This is a genomic window from Kitasatospora phosalacinea (assembly GCF_000717185.1).
GTDB lineage: Bacteria > Actinomycetota > Actinomycetes > Streptomycetales > Streptomycetaceae > Kitasatospora > Kitasatospora phosalacinea_A.
Map to the genome: position 1 here is coordinate 21216 of NZ_JNYE01000053.1, position 19474 is coordinate 40689.

The following is a 19474-nucleotide window of genomic DNA, read 5'->3' on the forward strand; positions in this document are numbered from 1 at the left end:
ACGCGAAGGGCCGCGCGACGGCAGCCGCGCGGCAGCAACCACGCGACGGCAGCCGCACGGCAGCGACGGGCGCGACGGCGACGGCACGACGGCACGACGGCACGACGGCGACAGCGACAGCACGACGGCACGGGACGGGCAACATGGCAGCGCACGCAGGGCTGACGGTCGAACGCATCACCCGCGCCGCCGCCGAACTCGCCGACCGGGTCGGCATCGAGAAGGTCACCGTCTCCGCCCTGGCCCGGGAGTTCGGGGTCAAGGACGCCAGCTTCTACTCGCACGTCAAGAACCTGCGGGAGATCCGCACCCGGGTCGCGCTGCTCGCCTCCGACGAGATGAACCAGGCCCTCGCCGCCGCCATCGCCGGCCGCTCCGGCGCCGAGGCCCTCACCGCCTTCGCCGACGCCTACCGCGACTACGCCCTGGCCCACCCCGGCCGCTACGCCGCCACCCAACTCCCGCTCGACCAGGCCGACTTCGCCGACACCGCGGTCCTCGCCCGGAGCGTCGAACTCACCTACGCGGTCATGCGCCACTACCGCCTCGACGAGCCCGCCCTGACCGACGCGGCCCGCCTCCTGCGCAGCACCTTCCACGGCTTCGTCGCCATCGAGGCCGCGGGCGGCTTCCACCACCCCCGCGCCGCCGCCGACTCCTGGCGGCGCATCACCGCGGGGCTCCACCGCCTCCTCGCCGCCTGGCCCTCCTGACCCGCTCCGCCGACGCCGCCACGCGCGTCCCGGAATTCACAGGGGCCCCTCCGCTCCCGTTCTTCCCCACGCCCTCCGGCGCAATCGCCAGGAATGCGTATTGACGCGCTCGCGACAGGGTGGGAATCTTCAATCGCCCGCGCCTCGGCGAATGCACGGACTCCGTGCGCCAGGTGCTTTTCCGGCGACGGTCGACCGACGAGTCCCTTCGCCTGCGCTCCGCCTTTCCCGAGGGTTGGCTTCGTGCTGCCGTTTTCCGGCAGTATTTCTATTTCCGCAGGTCATAGGTGGTTCTAATGGCTCCATTTCACCCTGTTGACACGCCTGTAACGCGCAATTCATGATGGGACCGCCGCGAAGGGGAGGGAAGGAATTCTTCCGCCCCCGGTGGGGGGATCCGCCGGATTTCCCGTCCGATTCGAAGGAAAGGACAGATCATGAAGAAGATCGTCATCCGCAAGGCCGGCTCCGTCCGTCTGACCAGCGCCGCCCAGACCCTCTACGGCTGCAACTGTGCCGCCGTCTGAGGTCTGACCGCCTGGTAGCGGGGCCGGCCGCCGACCGCGGCCGGCCCCGTCCCCGCTTCCGCCCGGGAGGACGACAGATGCACCCCTCGCCCAGCAGCAGCCCGGCCCCCGCCGTCCCGGAGTCGACCCTCCCGGTCCCCGCCGCCCCGGAGTCGACCCTCCCGGCCCCCGCCGCCCCGGACCTGGACCGGCCCGTCGCGCTGCACCCCCTCGTCTACCTGGAGGAGGGCGACGAGGTGACGGTGGGCCGGGTCGACACCGACTCGTACGCGGTCCTCCCGCCCGACGGCGCCCGGCTCGTCCGCTGGCTCGCCGAGGGGCTGACTCCGCGCCAGGCCGCCGAGGCGTACCGGCGGGAGTACGGCGAAGGCGTCGACGTCGCGGACCTGCTCGCCGGGCTGGACGAACTCGGCTTCGTCCGCACCGCCGCCCCCGCCACCGCCGACGGCGCGGACGGCGCCGCGGACGGCACCGCCGCCCCGGAGCCCCCGCCGCGGCCGGTGCGCTGGCAGCGGCTCGGCCGGGCCGCGTTCAGCCCGCCCGCCTGGGCCTGCTACCTGCTGCTGGTCGGGTCCGCCGCGGTCGCCACCGTCCGGTCGCCGGACCTCGCGCCCCGCCCGTCCAACGTGTTCTTCAGCCCGTACTTCACCCTGGTCGCCCTGGTGCTGTTCGTCGGCCAGTTCCCGCTGATCCTGGTCCACGAGGGCTTCCACGCCCTCGCCGGGCGGCGCCTCGGGCTGCCCACCCGGCTGCGGATCGGCCACCGCCTGATCTTCGTCGTGCTGGAGACCTCGCTGGACGGCCTGGTCGCCGTCCCCAGGCGCCGCCGCTACCTGCCGATCCTCGCCGGGATGCTCGCCGACACCGTGCTGACCGCCGCCCTGACCCTGACCGCCGCCGCCACCCGGCACCCGGACGGCACGCTCGACGGCACCGGGAAGCTCTGCCTCGCCCTCGCCTACGCCACCCTGCTGCGCCTCGCCTGGCAGGCGTTCCTGCACCTGCGCACCGACCTGTACGTGCTGCTCGGCACCGTCCTCGGCTGCCACGACCTGCACGCCACCGCGCAGGGCGTGCTGCGCAACGCGGTGCGCCGCCGCACCGGGCGCCCGCCGCTCGACGAGTCCGGCTGGCACCCGGCCGACCGCCGCGCCGCCCGCTGGTACGCCTGGCTGATGGTGGGCGGCTACGCGTTCTCGCTGACCGTCTTCGCCGCCGGGGTGCTCCCGGCCGCCGCCCGCTTCGTCACCGGCACCGTGGACCGGCTCGGCGGCCGGGCCGCCACCGGCGAGTTCGTCGACTCCGCGGTCTTCTTCGCCCTGACGGTCCTCCAGCTCGCCGCCGTCGCGCACCTCGCCCTGCGCGACCGGCGCCGCCGCCGCGCCGCCGCCTGACCCGCCGCCCCACCCGTCCCCGCCCGCCCGCACCGCACCCCCGCCCGCCCGCACCGCACCCCGTCTGCCCGCACCGCACCGCATCCGGACGAAAGGCACCACCGCCATGGCCGACCACCGCCACCACTGGGTGCGGGCACCGCACCGCGCCGCCCGCACCCGGGCCCGCGCCGAGCTGCCGCTGCCCCCCGCCCTGGCCGCCGCCCCGGCCGCCGTCAGCGCGGACCGGCGCCTGCGCGGCCCGTACACCGCCGTCGGCACGCTGCTGCGCGCCCTGGTGCCGGACGCCCTGGAGCGCTGCCCCGAGGCCGTCCGGCGGCACGACGTGGAGATCCTCACCACCACCCCGGAGCTGCGCGGCGTCGTCCCCGCCACCCGCGAGACGCTGACCTCGCTCGCCGTCCCGAAGGAGCGCACCCGCTACTACTCGCGGCTGCGCACCCTGCGGATCGCGAACGGCCTGGTCGAGTTCCTCACCGCCTACGCCCGCGCCCTCGGCCCGGGCCCGCACACCCTGGTCGTCGAGGACGTCCACCGCGCCGACCCGACCGACGGCGAGTTCCTCGCCGTCCTGCTGCGCCGGATGGACCCGGCCCTGCTGACCGTCGTGGTCGGCACCGACGACGGCCCGCCGGACGCCGCGAGCAGCCCCGCCGAACCGCTCGCCCCCGCCCTCGCCGCGCACTGCGCCCGCACCGACGCCACCGGAGGGCCCGAACCCGTCCCCGAACGCGGCGCCGAGCTGGCCGCCCGCTACGTCCACGAGGACGGCACCACCGACGACCCGGCGGCGGCCCGCGCCCACGCCGAACTCCCCGCCCCGCAGCGGCACGCCCTGCACGACGCCCGGCGCCGCGAACTCGAAGCCCTGGACGAGCCCTCGCTGCGCCTCGGCGCCCTGCTCTGGCACGCCGAACAGGGCAGCGACGCGGCCGGCCTCGGCGCCGACCTGCTGCGCGAGGCCGCCAACCTCTGCTGCGACCTGGGCTTCTACGACGCCGTCCTGGACTACGGGACGCGCGGCGCCGCCCTGGTCGACCACGCCACCCACCCCGTCCACTGGTGGACGTTCATCGCCAAGCCCGCCACCGCCCTGGCCGCCCTGGAGCGCACCGACGGGATCCTCCCGTACTACGAGGAGGCCCGCGCCACCAGTACCGACCCCGACATCCACCTGCAGTGCGCGTACGGCACCGCGATGCTCTACACCCGCTTCCTGACCGGCGAGCACCGCGACTACCGGCTCGCCCGCGGCTGGATCAACACCGCCATCGCCCTGGCGGGCCAGCACCCCGAACCCAAGGAACGCGCCTTCCGCACCGCCTTCAACCGCAACGGCCTCGCCCTGATCGAGGTCCGCGAGGGCCGCCCCGAGGCCGCCCTCGCCCTGCTGGGCGCCTGCATCGCCGCCCTCGACGCCCTCCTCGCCCCCGGCGAACACGCCCTGCACCGCTCCGTCCTGGTCCACAACCGGGCCCAGGTGCACGCCGGACTCGGCCGCCACGAGGACGCCGTCGCCGACTACACCGCGGTGATCGCCGTCGACCCCAACTACGCCGAGTACCACTTCGACCGCGGCATCGTGCTGCGCCGCACCGGCCGCCTGGACGAGGCGCTCGCCGACTTCGAAGCCGCCGTCCGGCTCTCCCCGCCGTTCCCCGAGGCGTACTACAACCGGGCCGACGTGCGGGCCGAACTCGGCGACGTCAAGGGCGCGGTGGACGACTTCGGGTACGTCCTCGAACTCGACCCGGCGTTCGTCGACGCCCGCCTCAACCGGGCCAGCCTGCTCGCCGAACTCGACGAGACCGCCGCCGCCCGCCAGGACGTCGAAGCCGGCCTCGCCACCGCCCCCGACCACCCCCAACTCCTCGCCCTGAAAGCCCAGTTGCTCGCCGCCGAGGGCTACGCCGAGCAGGCCGCGGCCGCCTGCACCGCCGCGCTGGCCGCCGACCCGGAGTTCGCCCCCGCCTGGGCCCTGCGCGGCGAACTCGCCTACGCCGCAGGAGACTTCGACGCCGCCGCGGCCGACCTGGAACGCGCCGTCGCCCTCGACGACGACCCCGGCATCCGCTTCAACCTGGCCGTCGCCTACCACGACTGCGCCCGCGACACCGAAGCCGTCGCCCTGCTCGACGCCGTCGTCACCGAGACCGCCGACCCCGCCGCCCACCTCCAACGCGCCAAGTCCCTGCACCGCCTGGCCCGTTCCGCCAACGCCGAGACCGGCCTCCTGCTCGCCGCCGTCACCGACCTCGTCCTCGCCGCGGGCGCCGACGACCCCGAACTCGCCGCCGAAGCCGGCCAGTTGCTCGCCGAACTGCGCACCTGACCCCGAACGCCCGAATGACCCCGAACGACCCCGAACGCCCGAACGACCCCGAACGCCCGAACGACCCCGAACGCCCGAGCTGCTCCGAACGCCCGAGCGGCCCGGACCGCACCACGTGCGGTCCGGGCCCCTGGCGCGCCTACCAGCCCATCTACCAGCCCGCCTACCAGTCCGGCTACCCGGCCGACTCCCGGACCGGGACGTCCGCCGTTCCGGCCGGAGCCGACGGCGCCTGCTCCGGCGCCGGTCGCAGCGGCCACCAGAGCGATCGGCCGAGCAGCGCCGCCACCGCCGGGACGACCACCAGCGAGAGCAGCAGCGCGGAGAGCAGGATCCCGAGCGTCAGCGCGAAGGCGATCTGCTCGCTGCCGGGCGTGGTGGCCAGGCTGGCGAACGAACCGCCCAGCACCAGCCCGGCGGTGGCGACGGCGGGCGCGGTGTGCCGGACGGCGCGGGCCACGGCGGCCCGGGCCGGGCCGGGGCGGCGCATCTCCTCGCGGATCCGGTCGGTGATCAGGATGTTGTAGTCGGTGCCCAGCGCCACCACGAACAGGAACAGCACCAGCGGCAGGGTGAAGGCGACGCCGGGCCGGTCCAGCAGGTGCTGGAACACCAGGGTGGCGCTGCCCAGCGTGGCGGCGAACCCGAGCCCGACCGAGAGCAGCAGCGCCGCCGGGGCGAGCAGGCTGCGCAGGAGCAGCAGCAGGATCAGCGCGATCAGCGCGGCCGCGACCGGGAACACCACCAGCAGGTCGCGGTCGACCGCGTCCGCCACGTCGGCGAACACCGCCGCGGTACCGCCGACGTGGGCGCTCGTCCCGGCGGGGGAGTGGGCGGCGACGGCGGCCCGCAGCGGGCCGGACACCAGGGCGCGGGCCTGCTCGCCCTGCGGGTCGGCGGTGGGGTAGACGTCGATCCGGACGGCCCGGCCGTCCGCGCTGCCCACCGGGTCGGCGACCTGCCCGACGCCCGGCACGTCGCCGAGCGCCCGGGCCAGGCCGGAGAAGGCGGCGGGGTCGACGGCGCCGCCCCCGTCGGCGGTGGCGTACACGGTGGCCGGGTCGGACACGCCCGCCGGCAGGGAACGGGAGATCTCGGCGGCGGTGGCGGCCGCGGGCGTCCCGGAGGAGCCGCCGAGGCCGTAGTCCATCCGCATCCCGACCAGGCCCGCGGCCAGCGCGCCGAGCAGCGCGACGGAGGCCAGCAGCGCGGCCGCGGGACGGCTGGCCACCAGCTCGCCGAGGCGCGCCGCGACGCCCGGGCGCGGCTCCCGCCGCAGCGCGCGCGAGGGCCAGAACATGCCGCGCCCGCAGGCACCGAGCAGCGCGGGCATCAGGGTCAGGCTGCCCAGCAGCATCACCAGCACGGCGACGGCGATCGCCGGGCCGAGCGAGCGGAACTGGCCGAACCCGGCGACGCCCAGGGTGGCGAACGCGGCGACGATGGTCAGCGCGGCCGAGGTGATCGCGGTGCCGACCCGCCCGGACACCTCGGCGGCGACCGAGCGGGCGGGCGCGTCCGGGCGGGCCCGCAGCACCTCGCGGAACCGGAACAGCAGGAACAGCAGGTAGTCGACGCCGATGCCGAGCAGCACCACCGAGATCAGGCCCGGGGTGGAGGCGTCCAGCCGCAGGCCGGTGAGCTCGGCCAGGCCCGCCACCGCGCCGCCCGCCGCGCCGCCGATCAGGGTCACCGCGAGCAGCGGCAGCACGGCGGCCAGGACGCTGCGGAACACCAGCACGTTGAGCAGCACGATCAGTCCGACGACCAGGGCGCCGCCGACGGCGGACGCCGTCCGGTTCGCGTCGGCGCCGTCCGCGGCCTCGGCCAGGTTGCCGGTGAAGCCGGTGCGCATCCCGGCCGCGGCGAACCGCTCCCGGGCGGAGTCCCGGAACGCCCGGTAGACGTCCTGCACGCCCTCGTCGGCGGCGTTTCCGGCCAGTTCGACGGCCAGCAGTTCGAAGCCGCCGTCCGGGGCGACCATCGCGGGCGCCACCTGCGGGGTCTGCGAGCGGTCGGTCACCAGGAAGGCCGGCTCGTCGCCCTTGCGCGGCATCACCACCCGCTGCCGGGCCAGCCCGGCCGCCTCGGCGTCGATCCGCTGCCGGTCGGCGTCCGTCAGCGCGGCGCCGTCGGCGCGGGCGACCAGCACCGTGACGGTGGTGGCGTCGGGCCGCAGCCCGAAGTGCTCCTCGGCGATCCGCAGCGCCGCCGCCGAGTCGTAGCGCGCGGGCAGGAAGTCCGCGGTGCTGCTCCCGGTGACCCGGGCGAACAGCACCGGGGAGACCCCGGCCAGCGCGACCCCGAGCACCGCCCACAGGGCGATCACCTTCCAGGCGTGTCTGGTGGAGAATCCGGTCAGTGCGCGGATCACGGTCGCCCTCCGTCTGCGTGGCTGCTGGTGGACGGCGGTCGCCGCCCGATGACAGACCATCAGCCCGGGTGCCCCCGCGGCGTCGGGGCGACGGACGATCCGCACCGGGGCCCGCGGGCCCCCACCGCCCCCGCACCCGGGACCACGCTCCCAGGACCGCTCGCCCCGGGAGGGGACGTCCGCCCCGTCGGGCCGGTGCCAGAATGAGGGCATCGGGGCTGGTCAGTGGCAGCGCGGCCGCACCCGGGGACACCGGCGGGACACCAGCGGGACACGGGGGACGGACATGGGACGACCACAGCAGGAGCCGGGCACCGCGGCGGCGCGGGACGGCGTGCCGTGGACCCACGCCGACGCCCTGGTGGCGGTGGCCGCGGGCGTGCTCGACGCGGTCGGCAACCTGCTGTTCGGCGCGCTGGACGGCGAACGGGGGCCGGGTCTGCCCGTCTTCCTGCTCGCGCTGCTGGCCGCCCTCCCGCTGCTGGCCCGGCGCAGCCGCCCGGTGCCGGCGCTCGCCGCGGTGCTGGTGCCGAGTGCCGCCGCCGACCTGCTCGGCCCCGGGACGCCGCACTTCGGGGTGGTCCTGACGGTCGCGCTGTACTCGGTGGCCCGGGTGAGCAGCCCCGCCACGACCGCCGCGGCCGTCCTGGCCACCTCGGTGGCGACCGTCCTCGGCCAGGGCCACTTCCGGGTACCGGCCTGGGACGTGGCGGTGTCCGCCCCGTGCTCCGCGCTGCTGGTCGCCGCCGCCGGACTCGCGGTCGCCCGCTGGCAGCGCGAGGTCGCGGCCAACCGGCAGCTGCTCGCCGACCGCGCGGTGGCCGAGGAGCGCCGCCGGATCGCCCGGGAGCTGCACGACGTCGTCGCCCACCACATCACCACCATGCAGCTGATGGCGGGCGGCGCCCGCGCCAACCTCGCCGACCCCGAGGTGGTCCGGGACGCCCTGGTCACCCTGGAGTCCTCCGGCCGCCTCGCGCTGCGCGAGATGCGCCAACTCCTCGACGTCCTACGGGCCGGCGACGAACCGGACGCCGTCCCGCCCGCCCCGCAACCGGGCGCCGACGACCTGCCCCGCCTGCTGGAGGAGTCCCGCCGGGCCGGGCTGCCCGCCGACCTCACCGTGCGCGGCGAGGCCCGCCCGCTGCCGCCCGCCCTCGGCCTGACGGTGTTCCGGATCGTCCAGGAGGCCCTGACCAACGCCCGCAAGCACGCCGGCCCGGCCCGCGCCACCGTCCACCTCACCTACCGCCCCGACCTGCTCACCGTGCACGTCCGCAACGACGGCCCCGCCCCCGCCCCCACCCGCCCCCCGGCCGACCGCGGCGGCCACGGCCTGATCGGCATGCGCGAACGCGCCGCCCTCCACGGCGGCACCCTCACCGCCACCCCCCACCCCGACGGCGGCTTCGCCGTCCACGCCGAACTCCCGCTCCCCGCCGACGAATCCGCCGAGCAGTCGGCCCAACTGCCCTCCTCACCCCCTCAATCGCCCGGCCCGTCCCCCCAACTCCCTTCCCCCTCCGGTGCGTCCACCAGCCCCTCCACGGAGGCCCTCCGATGACCCCGATCCGCATCCTGGTCGCCGACGACCAGCCGCTGGTGCGCCGCGGCCTCTGCCTGATCCTCTCGCCCGACCCCGCCTTCACGGTCGTCGGCGAGGCCGGGAACGGCGCCGAAGCCGTCGAACTCGCCCGCCGGCTGCGCCCCGACGTGGTGGTGATGGACATCCGGATGCCCGTCCTCGACGGCGTCGACGCGACCCGCGAACTCGCCCGGGCCCTCCCGGACTGCCGGGTCCTCGCGCTCAGCACCTTCGACCTCGACGAGTACGTGGTCGCCGCGCTCCGGGCCGGTGCCTGCGGCTTCCTCCCCAAGGACGTCTCGCCGGAGGAGCTCGCCGCGGCGATCCGCACCGTCCGCACCGGCGAGGCGGTGGTCGCCCCGCGCCTGCTGACCCGCCTGATCTCCACCTACGTCCGCACCCCCGCCCCCGCGACCCCGCATCCGGCCCCCGCCTCCGCCTCCGCCGATCTCACCCCCCGCGAGACCGAGGTCTGGCGCCTGATCGCGACCGGTCTCGACAACGACGCCATCGCGGGCGCCCTCGACCTCAGCCGTTCCACCGTCAAGAACCACATCACCTCCCTCTTCGCGAAGCTCGACGTCCGCGACCGGGCCCAGGCCGTGATCGCCGCCTACGAGTCCGGCCTGGTCGCCGCGGGGGCCGCGGGCGGCGGGTGAGCGCGGTCAGGGTCAGCCAGGCGTTGCCCCGGAACTCCCTGACCGGGGCGGGAACACCAGGGGTCGGGCCGGCCGTGGGGCCGGACGACCCCGTACGGGCCGGGCCGGAACGAGACCGGCCGACCCGAGCGCGCCCCCACGAAGACCGTCCCCTGATGGCAAGGCTCACCCGACCCCGTGGAGTCCCCCGTGCACAGGCCCTCCCGTCGTACCGTCCTCGGCGCCGCCCTCACCGCCGCCGCCACGCTGCCCCGCACCAGCGAGCTCTTTCAACGGCGACCCGGACGAGTGGTGAGCCGACTGCCGTTGACGGGCGTTCGGTCTGCTGGATCTCGCCAGCAGGCCGAATACCGTGCGCCCGCACTGTCACCTGATCGGTGGCCGAGTTGAAAGAGCTCAGTGCCTCGGCCGCGACCCTGAGCGTCTCCAGCTGGCAGCAGCGCTGGGCGCCCTCGGCGGCCGTCGACGGCCTCGCCGCGTTCGAGACCGTCGAGGACGACCGCGCCGACTCCCACCCGGCCGGTGCCCCGCACATCCGCGTCGAGGGCGACAACTTCCGCTGGAACATGCACACGGTCGACCGCGACACCTCCACCGACCGCCAGCGCCACGAGGTCACTGGCAGGCGCACGCCCGCCGGCGGCGCCGCCAACGGCACCACGGTCGACCGCCCGATGGACATCACCGTCAACGGCACCCGGATCGCCGCCGGGCGCTCTTTCCTCCCCACCGGGAACTGGGACACCTGGGCGACCGCCTCGCTCCCGATCACCCTCAAGGCCGGGACCAACACCGTCCGCGCCACCTCCACCACCGCCGACGGCGGCCCCAACCTCGACCGGATCACCGTCCGCTGACGGTGGGGGCACCGGGACCTCGCCGTCGTACGCGGGGCCCGGTGCCCCCTCACAGCTCCGGCCGCGCCGGCCGGTCTCGCCGTCCAGGGCGGCGAGACCGGCCCGTACGGCCTTCGGGCCTTCGAGCGCGTCCTCCTCCGGTCCCGCCGCCGCCCCGGAAGAACTGCGCTTCGTCCTACGGGACCTGGGCGTCCGTCGGCTGATCGCCACGTGCGCCGCCCGGCGAGCAGATCGGGTTCCTTCCCCGGAGAGCCGCCCCGTTGCAGGGGCGCTTCCGGGAGTCGGGGCCCGGACGGGGCGAGATCCGACGCATCGAGGTGGCCGCCGTGAACGACCTGCCCTTCCCGCGCGCCCACCGAGCCGGCCGATTCGGACGCCGTCACTGCCCCCGATGCGGAGCATCCAATTCCCCTTCGGGCAGAACTCTGGCCGTCCCCGCACCTGTTGATGGACACTCAGATCGTCGCGCGTGGTGCAGCAGGCCGCACCGCCGGTCGGTCCCTGCACGGCTGGTCCCAGAAATGTTAGCGCTAACATTCGCTGGGCCGGTTGTCGTCGGTGCCGGAGTCGTCCGTCCCGTACCGATGGTCCCAAGGGCGGAGGGAAGCCGGATCGGTTCGGTCGGCGCCCGTCGCGAGGCGGCGGCCGGGAGCGCCGACACTGCAGTGCCGGAGGTCCGCTTCCCGGCTGTGCCCGTCGACGCCGTCCCTTCCCATCCCGATCCGACAAAGGGCTTGAACATTGACATTCGCACTTCGGCGGTGGTCGCAGCGCTTCCTCGCCTTGACGGTAAGCCTTCTCTGCACGATGGCGTTCCTCCCGAGCGCTGCCCGGGCGGACAACCCGATCGTGCAGCACATTTACACCGCCGACCCGGCGCCGCTGGTCTACAACGGCCGGGTCTACCTGTACACCGGGCACGACGAGGACAACTCGACGACTTTCAGGATGCGCGACTGGCGGGTGTGGTCCTCGTCGGACATGGTGAACTGGACCGATCACGGCTCGCCGATGAGCCTGGCGACCTTCAGCTGGGCCGGCGCGGACGCCTGGGCGGGACAGGCCGTCTACCGCAACGGCAAGTTCTACTGGTACGTGCCGGTGCGAATGACCAATGGATCGCAAGCCATCGGAGTCGCGGTCTCGGACAGCCCCACCGGGCCGTTCCGTGACGCGCTCGGCCATCCACTGGTCCAGAACTCCGAAATCGATCCCACCGTCTTCATCGACGACGACGGGCAGGCCTACCTGTACTACGGGAACCCGAGGCTGTGGTACGTGCGGCTCAACGCCGACATGGTCTCGTACTCCGGCAGCCCGACGCAGATACCGCTGACCACCGCGGGATTCGGCACCCGCACGGGAGATGCGAACCGGCCCACCCTGTACGAGGAAGGGCCCTGGTTCTACAAGCGAAACGGCCTCTACTACATGGTGTTCGCGGCGAAATGCTGCTCCGAGTTCATCGCCTACTCCACCTCGCCCGGCCCGACCGGACCCTGGACGTACCGCGGCACCATCATGCCCACGCAAGGCAGCAGCTTCACCAACCACGTCGGCATCGTCGACTTCAACGGCGGCTCGTACTTCTTCTACCACAACGGCGCTCTGCCGGGCGGCAGTGGCTACACCCGGTCGGTCGCGGTGGAGAAGTTCAGCTACAACGCCGACGGCACCATCCCGACGATCAACATGACGACGGCGGGGGTGCCGCAGGCCGGCACGCTCAACCCCTACGTCCGCCAGGAGGCCGAGACCGTCGCGTGGGGCAGCGGCATCGAAACCGAACCCTCCAGCGAGGGCGGAATGAACATCGGCTGGATCGAGAACGGCGATTACACCAAGGTCAAGGGCGTGGCGTTCGGCACCGGTGCCGGCTCGTTCACCGCCAGGGTGGCCTCGGGCGCCGGCGGCGGCCGGGTCGAGCTGCACCTGGACAGCGCCACCGGGCCGACGGTCGGGACCTGCACCGTGCCGGGCACCGGAGGCTGGCAGACCTGGAGCACGGTCTCGTGCCCCGTCACCGGTGCGACCGGGACCCACGACCTGTACCTGCGCTTCGCCGGTGGCAGCGGGTACCTGTTCAACGTGAACTGGTGGCAGTTCACCTCCGGCCAGTCCGCCTTCTCGTCGACCGCCGTCGCCCAGCACAGCGGGTACTGCCTGGACGACCCCGACCTGAGCACCGCCGACGGCACCCAGTACCAGCAGTACACCTGCGGCACCGGTGAGGAACAGCGGTTCGACTTCAGCCCGGTGCAGGGGGTGGCGGACACCTACTCCCTGGTGAACCACTACAGCGGCAAGTGCCTCGACGTCGGCGGCGCCTCCACCGCCGACGGGGCGGCGGTCGAGCAGTGGACCTGCCACGGCGGCACGAACCAGCAGTTCACGCTGCGGCAGACCGCCGCCGGCGACTACCAGCTCGTCGCGGTGCACAGCGGCAAGTGCGTGGACGTCAGCGGGATCTCCACCGCCGTCGGAGCACCGGTCCACCAGTGGACGTGCGACCCCGCCAGTGCCCTGGCCACCAAGAAGAACCAGGTCTGGCGCCTGACCGGCAAGAACTGAACCACCACGGGGCCGGGCCCGGGCCGGCAACTCGGCGCCCGGCCCCGTCCGGAGTCGTCCACCGGCTGTTCGAGTCCGTCCACGGCCCCCTCGGAGGGCGGTCCGGACTCGAACAGCACGGCGGACGCACCACGGAGGCGCCGGGGCACGGGCCGGCCGGCGGATCCCGGCCATGACCCGCACGATCCGGCACAGCCGCACCACCGGCCGACCCGTCACCCGCTCACTGACCGCCCACGACCACCGGCCGGCTCCGGAACCGCTCCACCACCGGCGGGGCCGGTCGCCGGGTGCGGTCCCGCTGCGCGGGAGACCTCCCGGTCGTCGTGCGGGTCACTTCGCGAGGAAGGCCAGCAGCGCCGCGTTCACCTCTTCGGCGTGGGTCCACAGCAGGTCGTGCGGGGCGCCCTCGATCTCCACGTACCCGGCGGATGGCAGCGCGCGGTGGAACGGCCTGCCGGAGTTGTCGACGGGCAGGATGCGGTCGCCGGTCCCGTGCAGGATCAGCGCGGGCACGTCGATGCGCAGGATGTCGGCCGGGCGCCGGGGCGCCGATGAGGTGCGGTGAGAAGTGTCGAGCGGTGACGAGCGCACCATGGTGGCTGCTCTCGCCGGTTGCCACGCAGGGTTGCCGGGAGAGCCGCGGCCGCCTCCCGGCCTTCGGGCGGACGCCGACACCCACGGCTGGATGCGCCAGGTGCTGCAAGGCCCCTGTCCGCAGTGCACTGGCGGCGGATCGGGAGGCCGCCCGGTTCGGGCGACCCCCGGGACGCCGCAGCACACCGGGGCGGGGCGTGGCCGGCCACGAAGACGGGGTGCTCCCGTGCCGAGCCGGGAGCCCCCCGACCTTTGGGTCAGGTGCGGATCGGCGGAGTGTCGGCCAGATGGCCGACCAGGAACCAGACCTGGGCCTCACCGGTGCGGATGATCTGGGAGACCAGCAGGTCGTCGGTCCCGTCGTCACCGAGTTCGGCGGCGCGAGTGGCCGCGTCGCGCGCGTCGACGAGGATCGACTCGTGCGCCTCCAGCAGCCGCGCGAGCATCGCCGGAACCTCCTCCACGCCGTCCGGTGGACGCGGCACAGAGGTGAGTTCGGCGACGTGCCGCGGATCCCCGACGGCCACTCCTCCGAGGCTCTGGACCCGTTCGGCCAGCGCGTCCACCAGCGCCAGCTGCTGCGCCGCATGCTCGTCGAACAGCTGGTGCAGCTGGGAGAAGGTCGCGCCGCGCACCGTCCAGTGGTGCTTCTTGTAGAGCGAGTAGAGGATCTGGGTGTCTGCCAGGAGCTGATTCAGCCGGTGGCAGGAGTGCGCCCGGGAATCGGAGGAGAGTCCCAGCGGGAGCTGCCTGACGGTACCGAAGCGCTGGATCTCACCGCCGTCCTGGTACGGCAGCGGGTGGCCGGTGCGTTCGTCGCAGGGCTCGGCAGGGCTTGTCGAGGTCATGGGAGTCCTCACTCTCGGTCGGCGACCGCGCAGGGGCAGCAGGGTGGAGCACTGATCGGGAGCGGACGGGTGCGTTCACCGTCCTGAATCGCGTGTCCGCCGGTCGGGCCCGCTCCGCCGGGAGGAGGCGGAGCGGGCCCACGGTGCGGTTACTTGGCCAGGAAGGCGAGGAGGGCGTCGGTGACCTCCTGGGCGTGGGTCCACAGCAGGCCGTGCGGGGCGCCGTCCACGACGACGTAGTCGGCCTCCGGGAGGGCCTGGTGGAAGAGCTCGCCGGTGGCCTCGATGGGCAGGATGCGGTCGGCGGTGCCGTGCAGGATCAGCGCGGGGACGTCGATCTTGGCGATGTCGGCGCGGAAGTCGGTGGTCCAGGTCGCCACGCACGCCAGGGAGGCGTACCAGGAGGCGCCGGCGGCGACGTTCCAGCTGTTGCGGACGGCCTCCTCGCTGATGCGGGTGCCGAGGTTCTCGTCGAGGTTGTAGAAGTCCTGGTAGAAGGCGGTGAAGTAGGCGTAGCGGTCGGCGGTGACGGCCTGCGCGATACCGCTGAAGACGGTGCCGTCGACGCCGCCGGGGTTGTCGTCGGTCTTGAGCAGGAACGGCTCCAGCGAGGCGAGGAAGGCCGCCTTGGCGATGCGCGCCGAGCCGTGGGTGCCCAGGTAGCGGCCGACTTCGCCGGTGCCCATCGAGAAGCCGACGAGGACGGCGTCGGTGAGGTCGAGGGTGGTCAGGACGGTGTCGAGGTCGGCGGCGAAGGTGTCGTAGTCGTAGCCGGTGGTGGGCTGGCTGGAGCGGCCGAAGCCGCGCCGGTCGTAGGTGATGACGCGGTAGCCGGCCTTGAGCAGGGCGGCGGACTGCTTCTCCCAGGAGTGGCCGTCGAGCGGGTAGCCGTGGATGAGCACGACCGGCTGCCCGGTGCCGTGGTCCTCGTAGTACAGCTCGATGTCGGTGGAGTTCTCCTGGCCGACGGTGATGAACGCCATGGCGGTTACTGCCTTTCGGTGAGGTCGTGGTGCGAGGAGGAGGTTCGGGGCGGGCTCAGCGGACGGTTCGGGCGGCGTCCTCGACGATGCGGGTGACGGCGTCGGGACGGGAGACGGAGACCGCGTGGGAGGCGGCGATCTCGGTGGTGCGGGCGTGGGCGCGGTCGGACATGAAGCGCTGGGCGGCCACCGGGATGTTCAGGTCCTCGGTGGTGACCAGGGACCAGGAGGGGATGGTCTTCCAGGCGGCCCGGGTGGACTTCTCCTCCAGTGCGGCGGCGGCGACGGGGCGCTGTCCCGCCGCCATGAGCCGGGCCTTGTCCGCCGGTACGTCGGCGGCGAACTGGCCGCGGAACTTCTCCGCCTTGATGTAGACGTCGGTTCCCCGACTGCCGTCCGGCAGGGTGTAGTCGACGGACTCGATCGCCTGGCCGAGGGTGCTGCCGGGGAACTTGTTGGTCAGCCCGAGCGAGCTCTCGCCGGTGTCGGGCAGGAAGGCGGCGATGTAGACCAGCGCCTTCACCTTGCCCTCCAGACCCGCGGCGGCCTGGCTGATGACGGTGCCGCCGTAGGAGTGGCCGACCAGGACCACGGGCCCGTCGATGTGGTCGACGACGCTGCGCAGGTAGGCGGCGTCGGTCGCCGGACCGCGCAGCGGGTTGGCCACGGCCACCACCGGGTAGCCCGCACGCTGCAGCCGCGTGACGACACCGTCCCAGCTCGCGGCGTCGGCGAACGCCCCGTGCTCCAGCACGATCGTCGGCCGTTCCGGGCGGAGGGGCGCCGCACCGGCCGCACCGGGCAGGGTGACGGCGACCGCGGCCAGCCCCACGGCCGAGGTGACACCGAGCAGGGCGGATCGGCGGTTGAGAAGGGTGGTGCGCATGCGTGAACGTCCTTGTTTCCTCGGCCGTCGGCCCTGGTCGGGCCCGGCGGAATGGGGCGGTGCGTTCGAGGGACGAAGCACCGAGTTCCTTGACAGGAAGATGAGTGGGCGTGTTCGGCCCGCGCCGGCTGACGGGCGCGGACCGGAGAGTGGCGAGTGGTGCGTCGCAGCGACGGGAAGGGCGGATGTCCGGCTGCGGCCCCGCTCGGGCACCGTCGACCCCGGCCGGCGGGGCGGGGTGTCCTACGTCCTGTCCTACGACGGAAGGAGCGGCTCGGTTCACCCCGGGAACGGCGGCGTTCCGTCGCAGGCGGCGAACGCCGGTGCGGGGCGGCGACTCTCAGTCCGCGGCGGTCAGGACTCCGTAGACCCGCCTCAGGTAGTCGTGGGTGCGCTCCGAGCCCAGGAGGCCGTCGCCCAGCCGGTTCATCGTGTACGCGAAGGTGACGCGCCGGTCGAGGTCCATCACGACGATCGACCCGCCCCGGCCGACCCAGAAGCAGACCCTCCCGCCGGGCAGGTGCGGCATCGTCCGCGCATCGGCCAGCGCGAAGCCCACGCCCCAGCGCACGGGAACGCCCAGGAACAGGTCGACTCCGTCGGACTGTACGTCGAGGACCTTGTCGACCGTGTCCGCGGAGAGGAGCCGGCGGCCGTTCACCCGGCCGCGCCGTGAGATCACGGAGAGGGCCCGGGCCATGCCCCGTGCGTTGCCGTGCCCGTTGACGGCTCCGAGTTCGGCACGGCGCCACTGCGGGGTGTCGACGTGCTCGTCCCGGGCGGGGCTGCCGAGCAGCGTCTTCGTGAAAACGCCCTCCGGGTCCAGGCCGGCGGGTGTCCCGGAGAGCGGCGGAGGGGCCACCAGTTCGGCGATGCGCGGCCAGTCGACCCGCCGCGCACCGATCTGGACGTCGGCCTGGGACGGGTCGGCGATCTCCGCGTCGACGAAGGCGGCCAGGGTCCGGCCAGTGACCCGCCGGACGAGCTCTCCTATCAGCTGCCCCTGCGTCTGCACGTGGTAGCCCGAGGCGCTGCCCGGCTCCCACCAGGGCGCCTGCGCGGCCAGCCGGGCGCTCGCGGTGGGCCAGTCGTACAGGTCGTCCACGGTGAAGGGCTGCTCCCAGCCCGGGAGTCCCGCGGTGTGGGCCAGGACGTGCCGCACCTCGACGTCCTGCTTGCCCTGTGCGGCGAACTCGGGCCAGTAGTGCGCGACCGGGCGGTGAAGGTCCAGTGCGCCCCGGTCGACGAGGACGAGGGCCGCCAGACTGCTGAGGGTCTTGGTGGTCGACCACAGGTTGACCAGCGTGTCCCGGTGCCACGCGACGGTCCTCGCCGTGTCGGTGTACCCGCCCCACAGGTCGACCTCCAGCACTCCGTCCACATCGACGGCGATCGATGCCCCCAGTTCCTCGCCGGACTCCAGGTGCGCCGCCAGCGCCGCTCGGACCGGTTCGAACCGGGCCGTGTTCCTTCCCTCGACCGTGACCAAGACACTTCCTCACTCGTGACGACGACCGTTCCCTCACACCACGGCGGGGACTTGACACCGGTTCACACCGCGCCGCGAACGGACGACGCCGCGCCGCGGGCGCCGCCCGACTACGACGACCCTCGAATTCCCTGCTTCTCCAGTGCTCTGCGCAACGCCCGCACGGCGTAGAAAGCACGGCTCTTGACGGTGCCCGGCGGTATCCCGAGGTGCTCGGCGGCCTGGTTGACGCTGTACTCCAGGGAGTACATGAGACGGATGACGGTCTGCTGTTGCTCGTTCAGCTCGCCCAGGGCCTGCAACACCACGTGGGAGTCGATCGTGGAATCCGTGCTGTCGCAGGAGGCATCCAGCTTCTCGACGGGCACGAGTTCCAACGGCCTCGTCCGGCGAGCCCGGTGATGGTCGATGACGAGGTTCCTGACCACGGTGAACAACCACGGCCTGAGGCGTTCGTTGCCGCCGCCCAGGGACCCGGCGTGCTTCCAGGCACGGGCGGCGGTCTCCTGGAGGATGTCCTCGCCCTTGTGCCAGTCGCCGTCCAACAGGCGCGTGGCGTAGCGGACGAGCAGCGGGCCGTACCGGTCGTAGATGTCCCTGGTGAAGGCGTCGCAGTCCAGGTCGGGTGCGGGGTTCCGGGCATCCGACCGGGCCGGGGCGGGGTCAGTGGTTTCGGGTTCCGTGAGCCCGTTCATGAGAGGCGCCCCATCCTGTTCGAGTCTTCCGTGGTGTGCTCGGTCGCAGGTGCGCGGAACAGCCGCACACGTGCTTCCTGCGAGGGGGAACGCCGGCTTCTCAGGAGGCGAGGAAGTCGAGCAGGGCGGCGTTGACCTCGGTCGCGTGGGTGAGCAGCAGCCCGTGCGGAGCACCGTCGATCTCGACGTACCGCGCGTCGGGCAGGCGGCGGCGGAACTCGCGCGCCGTGGCGTCGATCGGCAGGATGCGGTCGGCGGTCCCGTGCAGGATCAGCGACGGCACGTCGATGCGCTCCACGTCGGCCCGGAAGTCGGTCAGCCACGTCGGGACGCACGCGTGCGCCGCCACGGGGGCCGAGCCGGCGGCGGTGGTCCAGTTCGCCCGCACCGCGGCCTCGCTGAGCCGCGACCCGAGCGTCTCGTCGGAGTTGAAGAAGTCGACGAAGAAGCTTTCGTACCAGGCGTGGCGGTCGGCCCGTGCCTGTTCCGCGATGCCGTCGAAGACGCTCTGCGGCACACCGGCGGGGTTGTCCGGCGTCTGCAACAGGAACGGCTGGAGCGAACCCAGGAACGCCGCCTTCGCCACCCGCTGCGAGCCGTAGGTGCCGAGGTAGCGGGCGACCTCGCCCGAGCCCATCGAGAACCCGACGAGCACCACGTCACGCAGGTCCAGCTGCGTCAGCACCGTGTCCAGGTCGGCGGCGAAGGTGTCGTAGTCGTAGCCCGTCACGGTCCTGCTCGACCGGCCGAAGCCACGGCGGTCGTAGGTGATGACGCGGTAGCCGGCCCCGACCAGCGCACCGGTCTGCTTCTCCCACGACCGCCCGTCCAGCGGGTAACCGTGGATCAGGACGACCGGCTGCCCCGACCCGTGGTCCTCGTAGGAGAGCTCGATGTCGGTCGAGCCCTCGGCGCCGACGGTGACGGTACCCATGGTGTGCCTTCCCGCCCGTCCGCCGTGTGC

Annotated in this window: 13 protein-coding genes and 2 pseudogenes; 7 read left to right on the forward strand and 8 right to left on the reverse strand. The window is 73.7% G+C overall.

Annotated features, from left to right (window positions below; translation table 11 throughout):
* Positions 1-143: 143 nt before the first annotated feature.
* The 3 genes from OO57_RS22420 (at position 144) to OO57_RS22430 (ending at position 4966) form a co-directional block, all read left to right on the forward strand.
* Entirely contained in the window at positions 144-713 is a 570-nt protein-coding gene (locus tag OO57_RS22420) for a TetR/AcrR family transcriptional regulator (protein WP_033254386.1), read from the forward strand.
* 604 nt (positions 714-1317) lie between these two features.
* Positions 1318-2634 (forward strand): hypothetical protein, encoded by a 1317-nt coding sequence (locus tag OO57_RS22425; RefSeq protein WP_033254387.1) that lies wholly within the window; start codon positions 1318-1320, stop codon positions 2632-2634.
* Positions 2635-2740: 106 nt separating this feature from the next.
* On the forward strand, positions 2741-4966 hold the full coding sequence (locus OO57_RS22430; RefSeq protein ID WP_051778095.1) for a tetratricopeptide repeat protein: 2226 nt from the start codon (positions 2741-2743) through the stop codon (positions 4964-4966).
* A 175-nt stretch (positions 4967-5141) separates the two neighbouring features.
* Here the strand turns inward: OO57_RS22430 and OO57_RS22435 are convergent, their stop codons facing one another.
* Positions 5142-7340, reverse strand: a complete 2199-nt coding sequence (locus OO57_RS22435) for an MMPL family transporter (RefSeq protein WP_051778096.1) — start codon at positions 7338-7340, stop codon at positions 5142-5144.
* 286 nt (positions 7341-7626) lie between these two features.
* Here OO57_RS22435 and OO57_RS22440 point away from each other — a divergent pair, with 286 nt between their 5' ends.
* The 4 genes and pseudogenes from OO57_RS22440 (at position 7627) to OO57_RS22455 (ending at position 13012) form a co-directional block, all read left to right on the forward strand.
* Positions 7627-8904, forward strand: coding sequence for a sensor histidine kinase (locus OO57_RS22440; RefSeq protein ID WP_081973876.1), 1278 nt, complete (start codon positions 7627-7629; stop codon positions 8902-8904).
* A complete protein-coding gene (locus OO57_RS22445) occupies positions 8901-9584 on the forward strand; it encodes a response regulator (protein ID WP_033254388.1) in 684 nt (227 codons plus the stop codon). The genes OO57_RS22440 and OO57_RS22445 overlap by 4 nt, the downstream gene beginning before the upstream one ends.
* Before the next feature lie 377 nt (positions 9585-9961).
* Positions 9962-10225: pseudogene (locus OO57_RS44030) on the forward strand (Tat pathway signal sequence domain protein); the annotation flags it as partial.
* A gap of 1065 nt (positions 10226-11290) precedes the next feature.
* Positions 11291-13012: a family 43 glycosylhydrolase gene (locus OO57_RS22455; protein WP_234337459.1), complete on the forward strand. Its 1722-nt coding sequence runs from the start codon at positions 11291-11293 to the stop codon at positions 13010-13012.
* A 333-nt stretch (positions 13013-13345) separates the two neighbouring features.
* Here OO57_RS22455 and OO57_RS22460 read toward each other — a convergent pair.
* From OO57_RS22460 to OO57_RS22490, 7 genes and pseudogenes are all read right to left on the reverse strand, one after another.
* Positions 13346-13549 (reverse strand): annotated as a pseudogene (locus OO57_RS22460) (alpha/beta fold hydrolase); the annotation flags it as partial.
* Positions 13550-13866: 317 nt separating this feature from the next.
* Positions 13867-14457, reverse strand: a complete 591-nt coding sequence (locus OO57_RS22465) for a Dps family protein (RefSeq protein WP_033254391.1) — start codon at positions 14455-14457, stop codon at positions 13867-13869.
* A 149-nt stretch (positions 14458-14606) separates the two neighbouring features.
* A complete protein-coding gene (locus OO57_RS22470; RefSeq protein ID WP_033254392.1) occupies positions 14607-15440 on the reverse strand; it encodes an alpha/beta fold hydrolase in 834 nt (277 codons plus the stop codon).
* Between the two features lie 55 nt (positions 15441-15495).
* Positions 15496-16326, reverse strand: coding sequence for an alpha/beta fold hydrolase (locus tag OO57_RS22475; RefSeq protein ID WP_033254393.1), 831 nt, complete (start codon positions 16324-16326; stop codon positions 15496-15498).
* A 340-nt stretch (positions 16327-16666) separates the two neighbouring features.
* Positions 16667-17815 (reverse strand): EstA family serine hydrolase, encoded by a 1149-nt coding sequence (locus OO57_RS22480; RefSeq protein ID WP_033254394.1) that lies wholly within the window; start codon positions 17813-17815, stop codon positions 16667-16669.
* A 110-nt stretch (positions 17816-17925) separates the two neighbouring features.
* Complete coding sequence (locus OO57_RS22485) at positions 17926-18510, reverse strand: sigma-70 family RNA polymerase sigma factor (RefSeq protein WP_033254395.1); 585 nt, start codon at positions 18508-18510, stop codon at positions 17926-17928.
* 100 nt (positions 18511-18610) lie between these two features.
* On the reverse strand, positions 18611-19444 hold the full coding sequence (locus tag OO57_RS22490) for an alpha/beta fold hydrolase (RefSeq protein WP_033254396.1): 834 nt from the start codon (positions 19442-19444) through the stop codon (positions 18611-18613).
* Between the last annotated feature and the right edge of the window lie 30 nt (positions 19445-19474).

What these genes read in the sequence shown, in the direction of transcription:
- OO57_RS22445 (WP_033254388.1), top strand. Translation starts at nt 8,901, where the DNA reads ATGACCCCGATCCGCATCCTGGTCGCCGACGACCAGCCGCTGGTGCGC.
- OO57_RS22465 (WP_033254391.1), bottom strand. Translation starts at nt 14,457, where the DNA reads ATGACCTCGACAAGCCCTGCCGAGCCCTGCGACGAACGCACCGGCCAC.
- OO57_RS22490 (WP_033254396.1), bottom strand. Translation starts at nt 19,444, where the DNA reads ATGGGTACCGTCACCGTCGGCGCCGAGGGCTCGACCGACATCGAGCTC.
- OO57_RS22485 (WP_033254395.1), bottom strand. Translation starts at nt 18,510, where the DNA reads ATGAACGGGCTCACGGAACCCGAAACCACTGACCCCGCCCCGGCCCGG.
- OO57_RS22425 (WP_033254387.1), top strand. Translation starts at nt 1,318, where the DNA reads ATGCACCCCTCGCCCAGCAGCAGCCCGGCCCCCGCCGTCCCGGAGTCG.
- OO57_RS22470 (WP_033254392.1), bottom strand. Translation starts at nt 15,440, where the DNA reads ATGGCGTTCATCACCGTCGGCCAGGAGAACTCCACCGACATCGAGCTG.
- OO57_RS22430 (WP_051778095.1), top strand. Translation starts at nt 2,741, where the DNA reads ATGGCCGACCACCGCCACCACTGGGTGCGGGCACCGCACCGCGCCGCC.
- OO57_RS22420 (WP_033254386.1), top strand. Translation starts at nt 144, where the DNA reads ATGGCAGCGCACGCAGGGCTGACGGTCGAACGCATCACCCGCGCCGCC.
- OO57_RS22475 (WP_033254393.1), bottom strand. Translation starts at nt 16,326, where the DNA reads ATGCGCACCACCCTTCTCAACCGCCGATCCGCCCTGCTCGGTGTCACC.
- OO57_RS22440 (WP_081973876.1), top strand. Translation starts at nt 7,627, where the DNA reads ATGGGACGACCACAGCAGGAGCCGGGCACCGCGGCGGCGCGGGACGGC.